This is a genomic window from Bacillus sp. JZ34, from assembly GCF_053903205.1.
In genome coordinates, this window is record NZ_CP096403.1 from 2,514,416 (window position 1) to 2,534,268 (window position 19,853).

General features: G+C 48.0%; 12 protein-coding genes. All 12 read right to left on the reverse strand.

Translation table 11 applies throughout. The annotated features are described in order from the left end of the window. Positions 1-10: 10 nt before the first annotated feature. A complete protein-coding gene (gene nusA, locus M1D90_RS12670) occupies positions 11-1,129 on the reverse strand; it encodes a transcription termination factor NusA (RefSeq protein WP_020451429.1) in 1,119 nt (372 codons plus the stop codon). A 31-nt stretch (positions 1,130-1,160) separates the two neighbouring features. Then, positions 1,161-1,634: a ribosome maturation factor RimP gene (rimP, locus tag M1D90_RS12675; protein WP_023857195.1), complete on the reverse strand. Its 474-nt coding sequence runs from the start codon at positions 1,632-1,634 to the stop codon at positions 1,161-1,163. A 192-nt stretch (positions 1,635-1,826) separates the two neighbouring features. After that, entirely contained in the window at positions 1,827-3,014 is a 1,188-nt protein-coding gene (locus tag M1D90_RS12680) for a glycoside hydrolase 5 family protein (protein ID WP_026579726.1), read from the reverse strand. Between the two features lie 63 nt (positions 3,015-3,077). Next, the gene (locus M1D90_RS12685; RefSeq protein ID WP_277868613.1) at positions 3,078-4,760 is read right to left on the reverse strand and encodes a cellulase family glycosylhydrolase; all 1,683 of its coding nucleotides are present in this window, start codon (positions 4,758-4,760) and stop codon (positions 3,078-3,080) included. Positions 4,761-4,894: 134 nt separating this feature from the next. Beyond that, complete coding sequence (locus M1D90_RS12690; protein ID WP_277868612.1) at positions 4,895-7,009, reverse strand: glycoside hydrolase family 48 protein; 2,115 nt, start codon at positions 7,007-7,009, stop codon at positions 4,895-4,897. Between the two features lie 75 nt (positions 7,010-7,084). Then, on the reverse strand, positions 7,085-9,046 hold the full coding sequence (locus tag M1D90_RS12695) for a glycoside hydrolase family 9 protein (RefSeq protein ID WP_080131378.1): 1,962 nt from the start codon (positions 9,044-9,046) through the stop codon (positions 7,085-7,087). Positions 9,047-9,437: 391 nt separating this feature from the next. After that, positions 9,438-13,754 carry a PolC-type DNA polymerase III gene (locus M1D90_RS12700; protein ID WP_020451423.1) on the reverse strand — a complete coding sequence of 1,439 codons (4,317 nt, stop codon included), beginning with the start codon at positions 13,752-13,754 and terminating at the stop codon, positions 9,438-9,440. Between the two features lie 87 nt (positions 13,755-13,841). Beyond that, positions 13,842-15,560, reverse strand: coding sequence for a proline--tRNA ligase (locus M1D90_RS12705; RefSeq protein ID WP_079289131.1), 1,719 nt, complete (start codon positions 15,558-15,560; stop codon positions 13,842-13,844). Positions 15,561-15,669: 109 nt separating this feature from the next. Next, on the reverse strand, positions 15,670-16,935 hold the full coding sequence (rseP, locus tag M1D90_RS12710) for an RIP metalloprotease RseP (protein WP_095323561.1): 1,266 nt from the start codon (positions 16,933-16,935) through the stop codon (positions 15,670-15,672). Between the two features lie 6 nt (positions 16,936-16,941). After that, positions 16,942-18,093, reverse strand: a complete 1,152-nt coding sequence (gene dxr / locus M1D90_RS12715; protein WP_456282805.1) for a 1-deoxy-D-xylulose-5-phosphate reductoisomerase — start codon at positions 18,091-18,093, stop codon at positions 16,942-16,944. A gap of 46 nt (positions 18,094-18,139) precedes the next feature. After that, positions 18,140-18,943 (reverse strand): phosphatidate cytidylyltransferase, encoded by an 804-nt coding sequence (locus M1D90_RS12720; protein WP_020451419.1) that lies wholly within the window; start codon positions 18,941-18,943, stop codon positions 18,140-18,142. Between the two features lie 12 nt (positions 18,944-18,955). Further along, a complete protein-coding gene (locus M1D90_RS12725; RefSeq protein WP_020451418.1) occupies positions 18,956-19,738 on the reverse strand; it encodes an isoprenyl transferase in 783 nt (260 codons plus the stop codon). Between the last annotated feature and the right edge of the window lie 115 nt (positions 19,739-19,853).

Here is a 19,853-nt window from a genome sequence, read left to right on the forward strand (position 1 = left end):
AGGTCACCTCTTATTCATCCGATTCTGGAGTTTCGCTTTCAAAGAAAAGCTCTTCCGGCTCCTCTTCTTCAAGCTCCCTTGGATAAATTCCAAGCTCTCTTGCATCTGTTTCGCTTTTAATATCGATCTTCCAGCTTGTCAGCTTGGCTGCCAGGCGGGCGTTTTGACCTCTTTTTCCGATGGCGAGCGACAGCTGGTAGTCAGGAACGACAACCGTTGTCGCCTTATCCTCTTCATTGACGATGACGTCGAGCACTTTTGAAGGGCTCAGCGCATTGGCGACGAATTCAACCGGGTCGTTTGACCAATGAACAATATCAATTTTCTCGCCTTTCAATTCATTGACGATCGCCTGAACGCGCTGACCCTTCGGTCCGACGCAGGCGCCGACGGGATCGATGTCGGGATTATCCGTGCGCACGGAAATCTTCGAGCGGTCTCCCGCTTCTCTCGCCACGGATTTGAGCTCGACCGTTCCATCGTAAATTTCCGGGACTTCGATTTCAAAGAGACGTTTTAATAAACCTGGATGAGTTCTTGAAACGTAAATCTGCGGACCCTTCGTCGTTTTTTCGACTTTTGTAATGAACACTTTGATCCGGTCATGGGGCTTGTAGACTTCATTCGGCATCTGTTCTGAAACCGGCAGAAGGGCCTCGATTTTTCCTAAAGAGACATAGATGAACTTATTGTCGATCCGCTGAACGATGCCTGTCATGATATCTTCTTCGCGATCGATGAATTCAGAATAGATGACGCCGCGCTCCGCTTCGCGGACGCGCTGAGTCACGACCTGCTTTGCCGTCTGTGCAGCGATGCGGCCGAAATCCTTCGGCGTCACTTCGATTTCCACGACATCTCCGACAATGTAGTTCGGATTGATGTTTACGGCATCTTCAATCGAGATTTCAAGGCGCGGATCATACACTTCATCCACGACATCTTTGCGGGCGAAAACGCGGATTGAACCGGTGTCGCGATTTAAATCTACCCTGACGTTCTGCGCCTGGTTGAAGTTCCGCTTATAAGCGGAAATGAGCGCAGCTTCAATTGCTTCAATAATAATGTCCTTACTGATTCCCTTTTCTTTTTCAAGAACAGTCAGGGCATCTAACAACTCACTACTCATGTTTATGGTTTCCCCCTTAAACAGTCAAAAATTAATTGAACGAAACAGCCAGCCTTGCTTTGGCTACTTTATCATATGGAATATTGATCGTTTTCCGGCGCGTTTTGATCATCACCGCGACTTCCACGTTTTCACCGTCAAATGCGGAAAGCTCGCCTTCAAACTCTTTATTGCCTTCAATAGGTTCGTACGTTTTAATATATACGTTTTTTCCGAGCGCTTTCATGAAATCGGCTTCTTTCTTTAAAGGCCTCTCAGCTCCAGGTGACGATACTTCAAGAAAATAGTTTTGCTTGATCGGGTCAGCCTCGTCGAGCTTTTCACTAAGAGCTTCGCTAACCTTGGCACATTCCTCGATGTCCACGCCGTCATCTGAATCAATAAACACGCGAAGAAACCAGCTCGGACCTTCCTTGACAAATTCGATGTCAACGAGTTCAAGCTGAAGATTGTCTAGTATAGGCTGGACCATTTCGCTGACGGTATCGATCACTTTGTTACTCATACTTTTCCTCCTTGTGCAGGCTCCCATTCATCAGCTCCCTCGTAAAAACCCTGCTTCAAAAGCAGGGGATTTAGAAAAAACGATGAACATGTCGAGACAAAATTGCCTGTTCAATACAAAAGAGCGGGTTTCCCCACTCTTCGCCTCGGCTATCGTTAGCATTTCCAATAAAACTATACCATAACCATATTTTTATTGCAAATCATGACAGCGTTTAGTCTGACGCATTTCGGAAGCGGATGATTTCTCATTCATCCGCTTCGCATGTTCTGAAATGACAGAAGCGGCAGAGCTCGGATAAACGATCCGAAAACCGTCATAATCCGGATAAAGGGTCCCGTCATCCTGAATACCGGTCAAAATCCAAAATTGGCTGCCCGCTCCGCCCTGCTTTTCTATGAGTTCAAGCCATGTTCTGTAGACGTCGTCCCTTCTGGACTTATCCTGATAGCCGTACTCTTCTAAAACGACCGGCTTGCCGATTTCTTTTCCATCGCAAATATGGTCTGTGATCCACTGATTTCCCCATTCGGCCGTTTTGCCCCAATGATCCGGATAGAGGTGATATGTGCCGTAATCAATATGCTTAAGAGCAGTCAGCCTTTTCCAATCCACACCTTCTCCGCCGCTGTAATGCCAATCAGGGTGCCCTTCTATATGATAAAATCCTTCATCTCCAACCGCTACAAGATGGTTCTGATCAATAGATTTAATAAATTCGCTCATCTCATCCGCCCATTCGACAAGTGTATTTCCGGTTCTGTCAGACTGGACCCTCGGTTCATTGGCAAGCTCCCACGCCATAATCGCGGGATCATCTTTATATTTGACGCCATTATATGTGTTGACTCGGTTCAGCATATAGGATACATAATTTTTATACGCCTCTTTAATGTCCGGATGAGTATAAAAGGCGTCATGTCCATCCGCCTGAAACCACCTGACATATTGATTCATCCCGCCGAAATCATCCCAGTTGTTCACAAAAGGGATGACTAGTTTTATCCCTGTCTGTCCCGCTTTATAAATGGCATAGTCAAGCTTTGAAAAACCTGATTCATCATATATGCCCGGCCTTGGCTGCATGACGGTATTTTCCTGCGGCTGGCCGTCAAGAAATCCCCAGATGCGGATCACTTTCAAATTCATCGCTTTCATATCTTCGAACACATCATCGACCATTTTTTTAGATTTATAATGGAAATAATAGTTATTCGTCCCGGCAAAATAAAAGTCTTTTCCATTTAAAATGAACGATGTTCCGGATGTCTCAACAAAAGGAGACGCGGCTAGTGCCGGCCGGGGATTGCCAAACTGAATGGCGGAAAGCGCAAGCAAAAACGGTATCAGCAGTGTCAAAAAAAACTTTTTCGTCATCATTATTTTCCCCTGCTTTCATAAAGAAGATCCATGGACGGCGCCATTCAGAGATTAGCAGGCCGTTCAAGGCGTGACTTTCACCTTCACGACCGTCTCGACGCCTTTCGGCCACAGTTCAAATGTAAAGGTGGAATCGCTTTTCAAATACTTTAAAACCCGCTCTCTCAAATACAAATCCCCGTCTTTTTCGTAAAAATCCTCGTCATAGTTCAAGTAGGGCGTCCATGACCATACTTCTTCAAGAACCGGCCTTCCTGTAGAATCGACGACTCCTTTAACCGTAGCCAGCTTCGTTCCGTTCAGTGAAGCCGGGATTTTGAGATCACCGCTGATTGCCGATTGACTGACGGTGAATTCGCTTTTTTCAAGCTTCGGGTCATCATAAAGAATGATATCCATAACCTGGCTGGCTCCTTTATGAAACGTAAACGTGAGCTGCGCTTTTACCCCAGGCTGCCCGGACCCGTTCAGCAGCTTTGCCAAGCAGGATTCCTTAATAGAGACCGTCTTTCCGGCATTATCAACTGTATAATCACTGCCTTCCTTTAATGGTTCGGATTTCTGATAAATGCCAGTCAGCACATTGCCGTTCAGCTGAATGTCCACCGTCTGATCGCTGAGGTTTTGACCTTTTTTTATAAAAAGATCTGCCGGTTTGATGATCGCATTGGGAACGCCGCGTCCCGCCTGAATGACAATCTCTTTAACAACAGGATCGCGCCACTGTCTCTCAGTCCGGTCAAACTGGTCATTCCCGTTGTCCCACCACATCGGGACCATTTGATATTTGTGGGCAAGGCGGACAAACGTATCATGATAGAGCCGCTTTGAATGCTTTTCATTGGCGCCGAGGGTACCGTATTCGCCGATGATAACCGGGTATCCTTCCCTTACAAATTTTTCATAAACCGGTTTGATATCTTCCTCCATCTCGGAGATTTCGGCTGCCGATCCCCAAGTCGTCCGGCCCCACCAGTTTGATACGTAATCCCACGGAGAATAGTAGTGATATGTGAGGACAATCCGGTCATCATCAGGCGGTTCAAATGAATGAAGCAATTCATCTTTGTTATCTTCAAGCCCCCCGACGATCACGAGCCGCTGGCTGTTGTTGCCGCCGGTCGAACGGATGATGTTCAGCATCTCGCGGTTAAGCAGATTCATTTGATATGCGTTCATTCCAGTCGGTTCATTGACGATTTCAAACAGGAGGCGTTCACTTTTGTTTTTAAAACGCTCGGCAATTTGCTTCCAGACTTTCCCCAGCTTATCTAATGTCTCCTGCTGGCTGTTTCCCATGCGGCTGATCCATAGCCAAGAATCGTGGTGAATATTTAACACGACAAAAAATTCTCTTTCCAACGCCCAATCCGTCACTTCTTCCACCCGGTTCATCCAAGCGGTGTCGATCGGATACCCGGGAGCGCTGCCGATGTGGGAGTCCCATGTCACCGGGATCCGGACGCTTTTAAACCCCGCGTCGCGAATATCATCAAAAGTATGCTCGCGAACCGGCGGATTGTTCCAAGAGCCTTCTGTCGGAACAGCATCCAGCGTGTTGCCAAGGTTCCATCCGGGGCTCATGTTTTCCAAAAGGTCTGACGGGGTGATGATGCTCTGCTTTCCTTGCTTAGCTGGCCCGTTTGTTCCTGAAGCTTTCGGAACTGCGGATAAAAGAACGGTTCCCATGATCAAAACGAACAGAATGATCGACTTTAAACACAAGGCTAACCATTTTTCTCTCAAACTTTTGAACTCCTTTTTTATTAGATGATCGTGCAAAACACTGGCTAAAATCCCTCAATTTAAAAAAGGCGGCTGAACGCCGCCTTTTCCCAAACGTTCAAGCGCATATCAATCTGACATTCTCTTACAGATTGTTATGCATTTCCGATTAAACGGTCATACTCAGCGTAAGCTGTCGCCATATCGACCTGAGACCAGAAGCGGTGATACACAAAAGTCGGCAGACCGTTTTCCCATTTGCCTGTATTCGGATTCCACGAGGTCTGATATTTATTTTCCAAATAAGGCCACATCGGATCGTTTTTAATTTTCGGACGGAGGTCGGCATGACTGATATAGACGCCGTTACCGCCCTTTGCCGGATCAGACGGCACAGTGTTGGAACCAGGAATGGTGTTGCCCTGCCCGTTTTTGCCGCTCCAGCCATTCGGAAAATAGACTTCCTTCGTAAAGTAGCGGATATAATCTTCATGTTCTTCCTCTGCTGCGATACCGATTCCGTCATTTTTATTCCATGCTGCATCAAGCAGTTCTTTTGCCACGTTTTTGGCCTTGTTTCCAAGAGTGGTAAAGCCGCCGGTTTCGGCTTTTGTTCCGGCTGCAAAGAAGACAAGCGTTTTAATATAGCTGCCGAGAACACCGACATCTTGAGAAGGATTCTTCGTCGTGACATGCAGTCCCGGATTTCCGGTAAATGAATCAAATCCCTTCCACGGATCAGGCTGGCCGCTCCATTCAAGGTTTGCCGGAATCCAAAACTCGCCTGGATCGGATTGTACGGCGATCTGCGGGTTTTGGCCGCCAAGGACGCGTTCTCCCGCTTCATTTAAATAATAGCCTTCTTCATCCGTAACAGGCCGTTCGCCCACAAACACATAATCAAGCGAATACGCGATCCATTTTTCAATCACATGCTTTGCCATTTGGAAGTTTTCAGACGATTTGTCACCTTTCTCTGCGAAAATGTAATACAGTTCCGCCACCCTTTCCAGCGGCCAGACTTGCATCCCGAACCAATTGTTAGAAGGCGGATCGTGATATACAGGCGCTTCTGTGTATGCCATTCCGTAAAATGTGCTGACATTCTGCGGATATGCGCTGTAGCTGCCGTTCCAGCTATTCGTGGCGCCGCCTGCAACAGCTCCTTCTGAAGAAAGCAGCCATGTGTAAAGTTCAAGCTGCCTTTTCAGCGCCTTTTCCCAATCGCTGCGCGCCGTGGATGAATTTGGAATCAATCCGCCTTCAGCTGTTGACAGTGCATAAGAAGCGACAGGGTTTTGATAACCTTGGTGCACATGACTCGCACCGATCCGCCACGCCCAGTTGGCATACTGTCCCAATCCGCCTCCCCAAGCAGTGTACCATGCCATTAAATAATGACAGGCATTTTTTCCAGTTCCGCGGGAAGGCGAGCCGTCAGCAGCGCTTCCAATCTCTTGAAAGTATTTGTCATACATGCCGTAACGGAGAAAGTCCCCCATTTTTTTAGCTTTTTCTAAATACTTAGTATTGCTGTAGCCCCATTGCCTTGCCCAGTACATCGCCTGAACAGCGCGCGCATCGGCGTCGGTCGCATTAGTGTAGCGCCATTGCGGGGCAGGAGCCTGATTTTCTTTTGTAAACAGACTCATAAACCCTTCATTCGGTTTTCCAAACGTCTGATTATCTTGAGAGGGGTGCGGAACCGTTTCCCAAACAGACTCCTGTTCACCGCGCTGGTAAGTGTTCACATAAACGGCGGTGTGTGATGGGTTCAACAGGTTCCCGAATCCATACCAGTTATCGACATCAAGCAGCCAGTGCATTAAATACGTTTCATTGCTTCCGTATGTGGATCTAAGCTCACTGTCAAGCGGATCGTTTCCGGCCGGATATTGTCCGGTCAAAGCCGAAGGATAAAGATCTGGGTAGCGGTGTTCGGCGGCATATGTGGCAGGGCTTGAGGGGTTATAATAGTTCATCGTCGGCTGTTCTTCGTTTCCATCGCCTTCATTGACCGGGATGATATATTTCTCCATATTGTCCCAGGCGGCTTCTAGCTTTGACCAGTCCTGTGTGTATCGGCCGTACATCGCTTCAAGCCACAGCCAATAACTGTATGCTTCAGATGTTGTCATATGGCCGTAATCAGGCGCTTCGCATATGAGCGTTTCAACTGAATGATAAGGAATGCCTTCAGGCGAAAAATAGCCGTTTTGCGGATTTTTAATTTGCTCATACAATTGCATAAAGCGTGTTTTATTGTCCATGATGCGTCCTCCTTTTAAAGCTTCAAGCTTTCGTTTCATATGATGGGACTGCCGGGGATTGAATCCGGGTGTTTTTTAGTCGGGCTCATTTCCAAAAACAAGCCGGCCTTCATCATATACTGGTATATACCGGGTTTTTGCCAGCGTGTGTGACAGCCCCCGGTAAGAGTGGTCATTTTTCGGATTCCAAAAAGACGTCCCCGCCGGAGCCGCTAGGCGGAACTGAACTTCTTTCTTATGGGCGGATTGACCCCCGGGGTATATCATAACCCCGCTGAAGCTGACTTCCGTATAGTAAATGTGTTCGCCGATGTGATATGGCTTCAGCTGGGACACCGACGCCCCTTCGTTGTATCCGGTTGAGATCTTTATATCTTCCGAAGAAAATCCGGCATTCACCGCTTCAGTCAGGTCCACGTAATAGCGGAAAGACAGCTTATCGGTTTTCTTTGCCGGCCATCCTGATCGGTTATTAAGCTGCACTCTGATTTCTGAGTAGTTGTTTCCCGAGCTGTTTATGGATGCCTCCGCAAAAAATTCATCTTCTGGTGTTTCCTTTTCGGGAAAATGAGGCAGCGGTGATTGCCCGGCACCATACAGTTGAAACATTTTGGCTGCATTGCCCGTGAAAGCCGCATTGTAATCGATCGCAACTTCGTTTGACACATAATCATTTGTTTCGTCCCGGTACGAATCGTCTCTTCCCGGTCCGCCTACTAACGCGCCGTAAAGGGTATGGCGGTGGTTTTCAGGCACATTCATATGATCGGCCCATGAACCGTGTGCGGTGCGGTGATGCGGGTGCTTCGGCGGATTTGTTCCGTACCCGACGATAAAGCTGCGCTGTTGCGGATTATCCCCAAGCATATAGTTCATTTGCTGAACCGCAAAATCCCGATACCTTTTTGCTTTGCCGGCATCTTTTACCCAATCTGAATAAACAAAAGCGAGAAAAGCGGCGTTTGAAGCGTAGCGCAGCGATCCCCACTGCTCAAGCCATGCCAGCCCGCCTGGTGTATAAGTGATACGCTCTGTGCTTCCATTATGATTGTAGCCTGTCGACCAATAATCAAGATTGCGTTCGACAGATGCGGTGAATCGGGATTCGTTCGTCAGACGAGCGAGCAGCAGCTGTGCTCCGTAAGTGACGTCATCCCAGGAAAGCGTCCAGCGGTAAGGCCAGTTTGCGGGATCGCCCCAATCTGAGACCGAAGCAAGCGCTTTATCCAAATATTTTTGATCGCCGGTTGCCAAGTAGAGCCAGACAGCTCCCCATGTCAGTTCATCTTTATATCCGCTCCACGAATTATAATATTGCTGCGCGTCTGTAATGCAGTCTGAATATTTGCCGCGGTAGCGGTCGGCAAAATCGTATAATTCCTTGGCATGGGCCAATAGTTTATTTGAATAAGAAGCGTCTGTCGGCTTGAAAATGATTGATGCAGAAGCTAGGGCTGCTGCTGTACCGCCGGCAAGGTCTGACCCGGGACAGGCTGCATCTATCTTATAAGCCGGCCGCTTCATAGGCATTACTTCGGCCGGGCCCCACCAGGCATGATCTTGGGCCCCATGGCCGACTTGGCCCCAAAACTCATAAGGGCCTGTATGCGCTTTAATAAAATAGTCTGTCGCCCATCTGATATTGTCTAATATCGCATCAAGCTGTCCGGCCGCTTCATAGGCATCGCGGTACTCATAGACGGACCATGACAGAACGGCCGCAGAATAAGCCATTGGAAGGCCGAACTTCACGTGATCTCCTGCATCATACCATCCGCCTGTCAAATCATGGCCGACATCTTTTCCATCCTCAAGCGCAGAGTCCCCTCTCCAATTCAGACGGCTGCCTTCCGGAAGCTTTCCGGAGCGCTGCGCCTCATAGAAAAGAATTGATTTTTGCAGCAACTCCGCATAATTTTGGTTCTCTTTCGCAAATGCAATGTCCGCCTTGCCGAAAGCCGGCATGAACAACATCGCAAACGTAAGCAGTAAAACAAAGAAAAACGCTTTCATTTTCAAAAAAGCTTTCTCTTTCAACGGACTCCTTCCTCCTCATTTTGTTTTCCTTCAAAACAGCCGATGTTTACATGACACTCACCTCCTTTAGTGACGGACAAATGGTGTCTTTCGGTAAGCGGAGAAGAGACTGATTGAATTTTTGAAATTTGAAGATGTGCTGCAGATTCACACAGGTTCAATGTTTGCCGGAGGAACGAAGAACTTTGTTTGTTTAATCAAGAAACTAACTTCTGTTCACTGAAAAAGTGAACTTCTTTATAGAATAATATCATTTTGAAAATATTAACATTAATGTATTTTTATTGTCAATCAATCCAACAAACTTTCCGCACTATACGCGCCTCTGAATCTTCGAAGCACGCGCTGGGTTAGAAAACAAAAAAGAGACTGCCGAATAAGTCGGCAGCCTTTAAAATAAAGACAGCTGGTTCTGATCTGGGAGCGACTCGAGACAGCCGTGGCGCTCCAAGTATTCCATGATCGTTTTTGACACCTTGCCTCTTTTTTGCAAATCTTCTTTGGAAAGAAATTCGCCTTCTTCCCTTGCTTTGACAATATTCAAAGCGGCGTTTGTTCCAAGCCCCGGTATTGAATTAAACGGCGGAATCAAGCTGTTTCCGTCAATGATGAATTCGGAAGCGCTCGATCTGTATAAGTCGACTTTTTGGAAAGAGAAGCCCCTTTCGCACATTTCAAGCGCCAGCTCAAGCACCGTGAGCAAACTTTTCTCTTTCGGAGAAGCGTCAAGGCCTTTAGAGTTGATGTCATCCATGACGGCTTTAATCGCTGTCGACCCTTTGATCATCGTTTCGATATCAAAGTCATCGGCCCGCACCGTAAAGTATGCTGCGTAGTAGAGCAGCGGATGATGGACTTTAAAATAAGCGATTCTGACCGCCATCAAAACATATGCCGCAGCGTGGGCTTTCGGGAACATGTATTTGATTTTTTTACACGAGTCGATATACCAGTCCGGAACATTATTATTCTTCATTTCTTCTTCCCACTCAGGTGTCAGTCCCTTACCTTTACGGACAAATTCCATAATCTTAAAGGCGAGGGATGGCTCAAGCCCCTGGTAGATTAAGTACACCATAATATCATCACGGCAGCCGATCACTTCGCTCAGTTCACAAATATTATTGTGAATCAGCTCCTGCGCGTTGCCGAGCCATACGTCCGTACCGTGTGACAGGCCGGAAATCTGAACGAGCTCGGAAAATGTCGTCGGCTTGGTGTCTTCGAGCATCTGTCTGACAAAGCGGGTTCCGAATTCAGGGATGCCAAGCGTTCCGGTTTTACAGCCGATCTGCTCTTCGGTTACCCCTAAAGATTCTGTCCCTTGGAAAATTTTCATCACTTCGGGATCATCGGTCGGAATCGTCTTCGGGTCAATCCCGCTCAGATCCTGGAGCATACGGATGACCGTCGGATCATCGTGTCCGAGAATATCCAGCTTCAGCAGGTTGTCATGGATGGAATGGAAGTCAAAGTGCGTCGTCTTCCATTCGGAATCGGTGGCATCCGCCGGAAACTGGATTGGTGAAAAGTCGTAAATATCCATGTAATCAGGCACAACGATGATTCCGCCCGGGTGCTGCCCTGTCGTCCGCTTGACGCCTGTACAGCCTTGGACAAGGCGGTCGATTTCCGCCCCGCGCATATGCAAATTGTTGTCGTTAGCATACCCTTTGACATACCCGTAAGCCGTTTTTTCGGCGACTGTGCCGATCGTTCCCGCACGGTAGACGTTATCCTCTCCGAACAGGACTTTCGTATAGTTGTGGGCGTGCGGCTGATATTCGCCCGAGAAGTTCAAGTCGATATCAGGAACCTTGTCCCCTTTAAACCCCAGAAACGTCTCGAACGGTATGTCGTGGCCGTCTTTTCTGTAGGCCGCTCCACACTTCGGACAGTCTTTGTCAGGCAAATCAAATCCCGAACCGACCGATCCATCGTTGAAAAACTCGGAATGGCGGCAATCCGGACAGACGTAATGCGGCGGCAGCGGGTTGACCTCGGTAATTTCCGTCAATGTTGCGACAAGGGAAGAACCGACCGATCCCCTTGAACCGACAAGATAGCCGTCATCAAGGGAGCGTTTTACAAGCTTATGAGAGATCAGATAGATGACGGCGAATCCATGGCCGATAATGCTTTTCAGCTCTTTTTCGATCCGCTTTTCGACGATTTCCGGAAGGTCGTCGCCGTAAATGCTTTTTGCTTTCTCATAGCTCATGCGGCGGATTTCGTCATCTGCGCCTTCGATCTTCGGTGTGTAAAGATCGTCTTTGATCGGCTTGATTTCTTCGATTCGCTCGCTGATCAAACGGGTGTTCTTGACGACGATTTCTTTCGCTTTTTCCTCACCCAAAAATGAAAAGGCCTCAAGCATTTCATCCGTCGAACGGAAATGAACGTTCGGCAGTTCGTGCCTGTTGAGCGGATTTGCGCCGCCTTGTGAGGAAACCAGAATCTTGCGGTAAATTTTATCCTCAGGGTTCAGGTAATGAACATTCCCCGTAGCTACTACCGGAATATTCAGTTTCTCGCCGAGCTTTGTGATGTTGGCGATGATTTCTTTTAACGCTTTTTCATCCCTGACGAGTTCAAGCTGGAGCAGGTGCCGGTAGACTTCAGGCGGCATGACTTCAAGATAGTCATAAAATGAAGCGATGTCTTCGACCTCTTCCGGCGATTTCTGCATCATGCCTTCGAATACTTCGCCTTTGTCGCATGCCGAACCGATTAAAAGGCCTTCTCTGTACTTTTCAAGCTGTGACCTTGGGATCCTCGGCACCCTGTAAAAATAATGGATATGTGAAAGCGACACGAGTTTGAAAAGGTTTTTCAAACCTGTCTCATTGACCGCCAAAAGGGTCGCGTGATATGGCCTTGAACGCTGATAGGCATTGGACTGCCCCATATTTTCATTCAGCTGATCGTGGTACATGATATTTTTTTCGGCCGCGTCTTTCAGCATTTTCACAAGGAGATAGCCCGTCGCTTCGGTATCATAAATCGCCCTGTGGTGCTGGGTGAGCTCGATGTCAAACTTTTTACAAAGCGTATTCAGCCTGTGGTTTTTGAATTCCGGATAAAGAAAACGGCCCAGCTCAAGTGTGTCAATGACCGGGTTCTGCACTTTCTCCGAATTCAGCAGACGCTTGTAGGCGACATTGATGAAGCCGATGTCAAAGCTTGCATTGTGAGCGACAAGCGTGTGATCTCCGACCCATTCTTTAAAATCTCGGATGACCTCTTCGGCTTCAGGCGCATCTTTCAGCATATCATCGGTAATCCCAGTCAGCTCGATGATCGTAGCCGATAAAGGGCGATGCGGGTTTGCAAACCTTTCAAAGCGTTCGATGATCTCCCCGCCTTTTACTTTTACGGCGGCCAGCTCGATGATCGTATCATAGACGGCTGACAGCCCCGTCGTCTCCACGTCGAACACGACATATGTCTCCTCTTCAAGCAGACGGTGCACCGGATTGTAGGCAATCGGCACGCCGTCGTCGACGAGGTTGGCTTCAAGTCCGTAGATCATTTTCACGCCATGCTTTTTGCTCGCCGCGAATGCATCAGGAAACGATTGGACAACAGCGTGATCAGTGAGCGCGATAGCCGGATGCCCCCATTTTTTCGCCTGTTCGACAAGCTTGCCGATACTTGATACGGCATCCATCTGGCTCATCGGTGAATGGAGGTGGAGCTCGACACGTTTTTCGTCCTCCGGTGCTGTATCCTCACGGGTTTTCCCTTTGATTTCATTGACATCGTTGGCGATCATCACCAAATCGCGGACGAATGTATCGTTTTGTATGCTTCCTCTCGCCTTTACCCACATCCCTTTTTTCAGGGACTTCATCAAAACAGCGTCCTCTTTTTCACGTGCGAACATTTTGACGAGAATGCTGTTTGTATAGTCGGTTATCTTAAAGATACAAAGCGTTCTGCCGCTTTTCAGCTCTCTTGTTTCAGCGTCGAATACATAGCCTTGCACCGTAATTCTCCGCTCTTCATCCATGATGCTGTCAAGCGTTCTGATCTCTTCAGAGTCTTTAATCTGGTAGCCGATCTGAAGAGGGCCTGACGGCGCTTCATCGTCTTGGGCTTCCTTATCCTGCTTTTCCATTTCGATTAAAGCCTGAAGGGCTCTCTCTTGATCTTCGGCCATTTTTTGCTCTCTGAATTTCTGAATCTCTTGATCTGACACAAAGATTTCTGTGTCGAGCTGGAGCTCAGGAAAACCGAATGTGCAGTAGCTTGACTGGATGAGCGAGCTGTATTTCTTTTTTAAAGCGGATGCTTCTGTATCTGTTTTCGTTTTAAGCAGGATTTTGTTCCCCGTAAGCTTGGGCTTTTGGTCGTTCAAAAGCGTCAAAATCGGCGGGGAAATACCATCGAGTTCCTGGATGCAGCGCGTCCAGTAATCCTGAACAAGCTGCTCGTCAATCGAAGGGTTTTCCGCCTCGATGGAACAGGTGACCTGAGCGATATGGGAAAAGGTGCGGGTCAGCTGGGTGTGAAACCGTTCGAAGATTTGATAAGGCAGGACATTTTTCAATTTAAAGTGAAAGTGCCATGTCTTCTTGTTTTTATGAACGGTCAGCTTTATGATTTGTCCGCCTTCAAGGTGACGGATCATCGTATCTTCCGTTACATTCAGCTGCTGCAGAAGAATTTGAAACTGTCTTCTGTTGACAGAAAGCTGGTCTTCCAAGACAGATTCCTCCCTAAAAGAAAATCATAATTGAAGGTACCTTGGGACGATTCCCGAGGTACCTTCCTTTACTCTAGTTTAACATCTTTAAGAGTGAGAAGATAAGCTCTTGACTTGTTTTTCGATAAAGTCCAAAAGCTCTTCAGCGGCGACTTCAAATGATTCTCCGGTTTTGCGGATCTTCACTTCGACAACGCCTTCATCAGCTCTTTTTCCGACCGTGATGCGGATCGGCAGACCGATCAAATCGGAATCTGCAAATTTAACGCCGGCCCGTTCAGCACGGTCATCAAACAATACGTCATAGCCGTTCGCTTTAAAATCTTCATACAGCTTTTCGGCAAGCTGAACCTGCGCGTCATTTTTCATGTTAAGCGCGAGGATGTGCAGGTCATACGGCGTCACTTCCAGCGGCCAGATCAAGCCTTTATCGTCATGATGCTGCTCAACGATGGCCGAAAGTGTCCGGGAAATCCCGATTCCATAGCAGCCCATCAGCATCGGCTGAGCGCGTCCGTTTTCGTCAAGGTATGTTGCGTCCATCGCTTCAGAATAGCGGGTGCCGAGTTTAAAAACTTGTCCGACTTCGATTCCTTTTGCAAAACGGATCGTTCCGTTTCCATCCGGTGAAGGGTCTCCTTCCTGGATCAAGCGGAGATCGGCGAATGTCACATTGTGCACATCCCGGCTGATATTCACGTTTTGATAATGGTAATCTGTTTTATTCGCTCCTGCTGCTGCGTTTGCCATCGCCTTCACAGCAAAGTCTGCAAAGATTTCGATTTCACGGTCGAGCCCCACCGGTCCGACAAAGCCAGGCTCAGTACCTGTTATCTCAGCAACCTCTTCGACGCTCGCGAATTCGATCGTTTCTGCTTGGAGCAGATTCTTCACCTTAATATCGTTGACTTCATGATCCCCTCTCGTCAACACGAGGACAAAACGTCCGTCTGCTTTCATGAGCATTGATTTCACGCAGTCTGACGGGGATATGCCAAGAAATGCGGCAACTTCTTCGATCGTTTTGACCGAAGGTGTGTGGACTTCCTGGAGCTCTTTCATTTCAGCCTTCTCGCCAGCACCGGCTTCCTTCACTTCAGCCATTTCGATGTTGGCAGCGTATGAAGACTGATCAGAATACGCAATTGTATCTTCACCGACATCGGACAATGCCATAAATTCATGGGTATCCTTTCCGCCCATCGCGCCTGAATCTGCAATGACCGGTCTGAAATTCAAGCCGCAGCGCGTAAACACATTCGTATACGCCTGGTACATATCATTGTACGTTTCATCAAGGCTTTCGGCGGAAGAATGGAAGGAATACGCATCCTTCATGATGAATTCCCGGCCTCTCAACAGACCGAAGCGCGGGCGCTTTTCATCGCGGAATTTCGATTGGATCTGGTAAAGGGTCAGCGGAAGGCGCTTGTACGATTTCACTTCATCTCTGACGATGCTTGTGATGACCTCTTCGTGTGTCGCGCCAAGGGCAAATTCGCGGCCGTGGCGGTCTTTCAGCCTCATGAGCTCAGGACCGTACGTGTACCATCTTCCCGATTCCTGCCAAGTTTCCGCCTGCTGGAGCGCCGGCATCAGCATTTCGACGGCATTGATTTTCTCCATTTCTTGGCGGACAATGCTCTGGATTTTATGAATGACTTTATTGGCAAGAGGCATATAGCTGTATACACCGCTTGTGTTTTGTCTGATAAACCCCGCTCTGAGAAGAAGCTGATGGCTTTTTGCTTCAGCATCAGCCGGCACTTCGCGGAGCGTAGGAATTAAAGTCCTGCTCTGTCTCATTCGTTCGCACCTCATTTGTTTCAGTTGGTTACTTTTTGAGTCGGGAACGGCGTCCCTAAAAAAGAGCCTTTTAAAAGGGCTTGGCTGCACTTAAAAAAGGCAATTGGTTTTACAGAAATAAGCGCTGGATATCGTTCCATGTGACGACAAGCATTAAGAGCATCAAAAATGCGACGCCGACAAAGACGACAAACGCTTCTTTTTCTCGGTTGATCGGCTTTCCGCGGATCGCTTCAATAAACAGGAACAACAGTCTGCCGCCGTCCAGCGCAGGGATTGGCAGAAGGTTGACGATCCCGAGGTTAATGCTTAAAAATGCGGCCAGCTTCAGCAGATTGATAACGCCTGTCTTGGCCACTTGGTCTGTCATGTCATAAATGCCGACAGGACCGGCCAGCATGTCGATTGAGAATTGTCCCGTGACGAGCTTTCCGAGATTGGTCACGATGCTCTGCGCTACTGTCGCCGTTTCGGTCGCACCGTAGGAAATTGATGTCAGGATTCCTGTTTTCACCGGGTTGTAAGCGCCGAATCTGCCGACGGTTTCGTCCCCTGCCTTGACTGCTTCAGGTGTTACGTATTTCGTCACCTTGACGTTGTCGCGCATCACAACGATTTTCAGTTCTTTTTCAGGGTGTTCCCTGACCGTGTTGACAATATCCGTCCACGATCTCATGTTCTCCCCGTTGATCGTTTGAATGCGGTCTCCTTCCTGGAGTCCCGCTTCCGCCGCCCGTCCGTTGTCTATCAACTTGCCGAGCACCGGCTCGTCAGACGGCACTCCCTGCATCAGGCCGAGCATTACGAGAATGACATAAGCCAAAATAAAGTTCATGATCGGGCCGGCCGCAATCGCCTTTATACGCTGCCAAACCGTTTTTGAATGGAATTGGCGGTTGTAAGGAGCGATCTGGACTTCTTCCCCGTCTACGATGAAAAAGGACGTTTCACTGACAGAAAAGGATGAGAGATGATCTTCATTGCCGTGCTCATAGCCCGTAATCCTCATCTGATGCTCCAGGTCAGCCTGCTCCACTTCGATGACCAATGCGTCAGGATACTTTTCTTTTTGGTTGATAATGATCTTTTCGACTTTGTTTTCGCTGTCGAACAACAGCCCGACCGTATAACCGGGCTTCACTTCAATCATCTCAGGATCTTCGCCGGCCATTCTGACAAAGCCGCCGATCGGAAGAAGCCTGATCGTATAAACGGTCTCATTTTTCTTAAACGAAAAGATTTTCGGACCGAAGCCGATAGCAAACTCCCGGCACAGTATTCCGGCTCTTTGAGCAAGGATGAGATGACCAAGCTCATGGAAAAATACGAGCGTTCCAAAAATAAGAATAAACGCGATCACAGTATTCACGAACATACCACCTTATGTGAGTAATGTTTGGACAAACTTTCTGGCGTCTTTGTCCACTTCACGGATCTCTTGAAGGCTCGGCTTTGCGATCACCTGATGGCGTTCCAAAGCTTTTTCAATGATGTCTTCAATCCCGAGAAAGGAAATCCTGCCTGAAAGAAATGCCGCAACGGCTTCCTCGTTGGCCGCGTTTAAAACAGTCGGCATTGTACCGCCTATTTTACCTGATTCATAAGCGAATTGTAAGCAGCGGAACCTTTCAAAATCAGCTTGGGCAAAATTCAGCTGTCCGACTTCCCAGAGTTCGAGTGATTTGGCTTCATCAAACGGCAGGCGTTCCGGATAGCTGAGCGCGTATTGAATCGGCACTCTCATATCAGGTGTGCCAAGCTGGGCGATGACGCTTCGGTCGTGGAATTCCACCATTGAATGAATGATGCTTTCTTTGTGAAGGAGGACATCGATCCGGTCATAAGGCAGATCAAACAGCCAGTGCGCTTCAATGACCTCGAGCCCTTTATTCATCATTGTAGCCGAATCGATCGTGATTTTTGCACCCATCGACCAATTTGGATGATTGAGGGCTTCTTCCACTGTGACCCCTTCAAGTTCCTGCCTTGTTCTGTCCCTGAAGCTGCCGCCTGAAGCCGTGACGATCAGCCGTTTAATATGCTTCGGATTTTCCCCCTGGAGCGCCTGGAAAATCGCAGAATGCTCGCTGTCGACTGGCAAGAGCGGGACATCGTATGTTTGGGCGTGTTCTTTCACTATATGACCGGCTGTCACGAGAGTTTCCTTATTTGCAAGCGCGACTGTTTTTTTATGCTCCATCGCCTTTAAAGTCGGCAGAAGACCGACGCTGCCGACGAGAGCATTGACGACGACATCCGCTTCCGGACTAACGGCCGCTTCGATTAAAGATTCCTCCCCGATCCCTGTTTTTAAGGTGTAAGAAAAAGAATGCTGTTTTAATGCTTCATATGTATGCTCATCCCCTACAGATACATACTTCGGTTTAAATGTTTCAATGATTTCTGCCGCTTTTTCGGCGTTTTTTCCGAAAGACATGGCGGTCAGCTGAAACTTATCGTCATGCGCTTTGATCACATCAAGCGTCTGTTCTCCTATGGAGCCTGTCGCCCCCAATAGACATATGTTCTTCAAAATTGCCGCACCTCTGTTTCTTTCTAGCTATCAGTACCCTTTTCTATCATAGCCCGAACGGCTGAAAAAGAACAAGCAGGAAGTATAGAACCGGCATGACAAATAAAAAGCTGTCAAAGCGGTCCAGCATTCCGCCGTGTCCCGGAAGGATCCGGCCCGAGTCTTTCACTTTGTAGTGTCTTTTGAACGCAGACTCGGCCAAATCGCCGATCTGACCGACGATTGATAAAAGCACGGTAATGATCAGCACAAACAGATAAGCGTGCGGAAAACCTGTGGCAGCCTGATAAATCGCGGAAAAAACGACCGCTGTCAAAATCCCGCCCCAAAAGCCTTCAACCGTTTTGTTAGGGCTGATTTCAGGCCAGAGCTTCCGCTTTCCAAACGCCTTTCCGATAAAATAAGCGCCGGAATCCGTTGACCAGACGACACCGATTGCAAAAAAGACATAGCTGAGTCCGATGTTTCTGATTTCAATAAAGTAATAAAACCCGAATCCGATATAAACTGCTGCCAGCGCCACGAATGCCGCTTCGTCAAAAGTAAACGAGTTTTTGCTGAGCACCGTGTATGCCAAAAGCAAAAGGACGGCCAAAAAGACGACCTCCCCTTTGGTTATGCCCAGCCCCGCGTCTTCCGCATATTGGCTTGGATACAGCAAAACCGCCAAAAGCAGCAGGCTGATGATACCCGGAGCGCTGATAAGCTTCAGGCCTTTCATTCTTAAAAGTTCAAATAGAGCGAGTATACCTATTGCATAAACTAGCAGGGTGAACGGCAGCTTGCCGAAAATCACGAGCGGCAGAAAAACCGCTGCCGCGATCACACCCGTCAATATTCTCTGTTTCATCTGCACCATCCTCTAAATTCCGCCAAACCTTCTCCCGCGACGCTGATATTCTCCGATAGCCTGAAGCAAGTGAACGTCTTTAAAATCAGGCCACAATACATCGGTAAATAAAAATTCGCTGTAGGCAAGCTGCCAAAGCATGAAGTTGCTCAGCCTGATCTCGCCGCTTGTGCGAATCAGCAAATCAGGGTCCTGCAAAGCTTCTGTCATTAAATAATCGGAAAATAGCTTTTCGTCGATTTCCTCGGTATTCAATGTGCCTTTTTTCGCTTCTTCGGCAATTCTCTTTGCGGCTCTGACGATTTCTGCACGTCCCCCGTAATTCAATGCAAAATTAAGAATAAGTCCGTCATTGTTCTCCGTATCACGGATTGCTTTTTCAACCGCGCGGATCGTGTGGGGCGGCAGTCCTTCCCTATCGCCTGTCAAGCGGACCCGGACATTTTCTTCGACCAGCTCCGGGAGATACGTTCCCAGGAACTCTTCAGGCAGCTTCATCAGAAAGTCAACCTCAAACTTAGGACGCTTCCAATTTTCCGTCGAAAAGGCATACAGCGTCAACGCTTTGACACCGAGCTCATTGGCAAGCTTTGTCGTCTGTCTGACTACCTTCATGCCTTCGTGATGACCCGCGATGCGGGGCATCGCCCGTTTCTTTGCCCAACGGCCGTTTCCGTCCATAATAATGGCGATATGTTCAGGAATTTCTCCTTTTAAAATATTTTCTTTTGTGTAACATTCCATGTTGGAAGCAGCTGAATGCTGATTCTTCCAATTTTTGAGTATATTGAGCATGAGAGTCCTCCATCACCCAAAAGGTTGCTTTCCTGTTATATCGTTCTTGATAACAACAGTATTAACAAAAAAACCCCCTGTAAACATGAGAGGGTCTTTTCACTATTATCTATTG

What these genes read in the sequence shown, in the direction of transcription:
- M1D90_RS12725 (WP_020451418.1), bottom strand. Translation starts at nt 19,738, where the DNA reads ATGCTCAATATACTCAAAAATTGGAAGAATCAGCATTCAGCTGCTTCC.
- M1D90_RS12690 (WP_277868612.1), bottom strand. Translation starts at nt 7,009, where the DNA reads ATGGACAATAAAACACGCTTTATGCAATTGTATGAGCAAATTAAAAAT.
- rseP (WP_095323561.1), bottom strand. Translation starts at nt 16,935, where the DNA reads ATGTTCGTGAATACTGTGATCGCGTTTATTCTTATTTTTGGAACGCTC.
- M1D90_RS12680 (WP_026579726.1), bottom strand. Translation starts at nt 3,014, where the DNA reads ATGATGACGAAAAAGTTTTTTTTGACACTGCTGATACCGTTTTTGCTT.
- nusA (WP_020451429.1), bottom strand. Translation starts at nt 1,129, where the DNA reads ATGAGTAGTGAGTTGTTAGATGCCCTGACTGTTCTTGAAAAAGAAAAG.
- M1D90_RS12720 (WP_020451419.1), bottom strand. Translation starts at nt 18,943, where the DNA reads ATGAAACAGAGAATATTGACGGGTGTGATCGCGGCAGCGGTTTTTCTG.
- M1D90_RS12705 (WP_079289131.1), bottom strand. Translation starts at nt 15,560, where the DNA reads ATGAGACAGAGCAGGACTTTAATTCCTACGCTCCGCGAAGTGCCGGCT.
- rimP (WP_023857195.1), bottom strand. Translation starts at nt 1,634, where the DNA reads ATGAGTAACAAAGTGATCGATACCGTCAGCGAAATGGTCCAGCCTATA.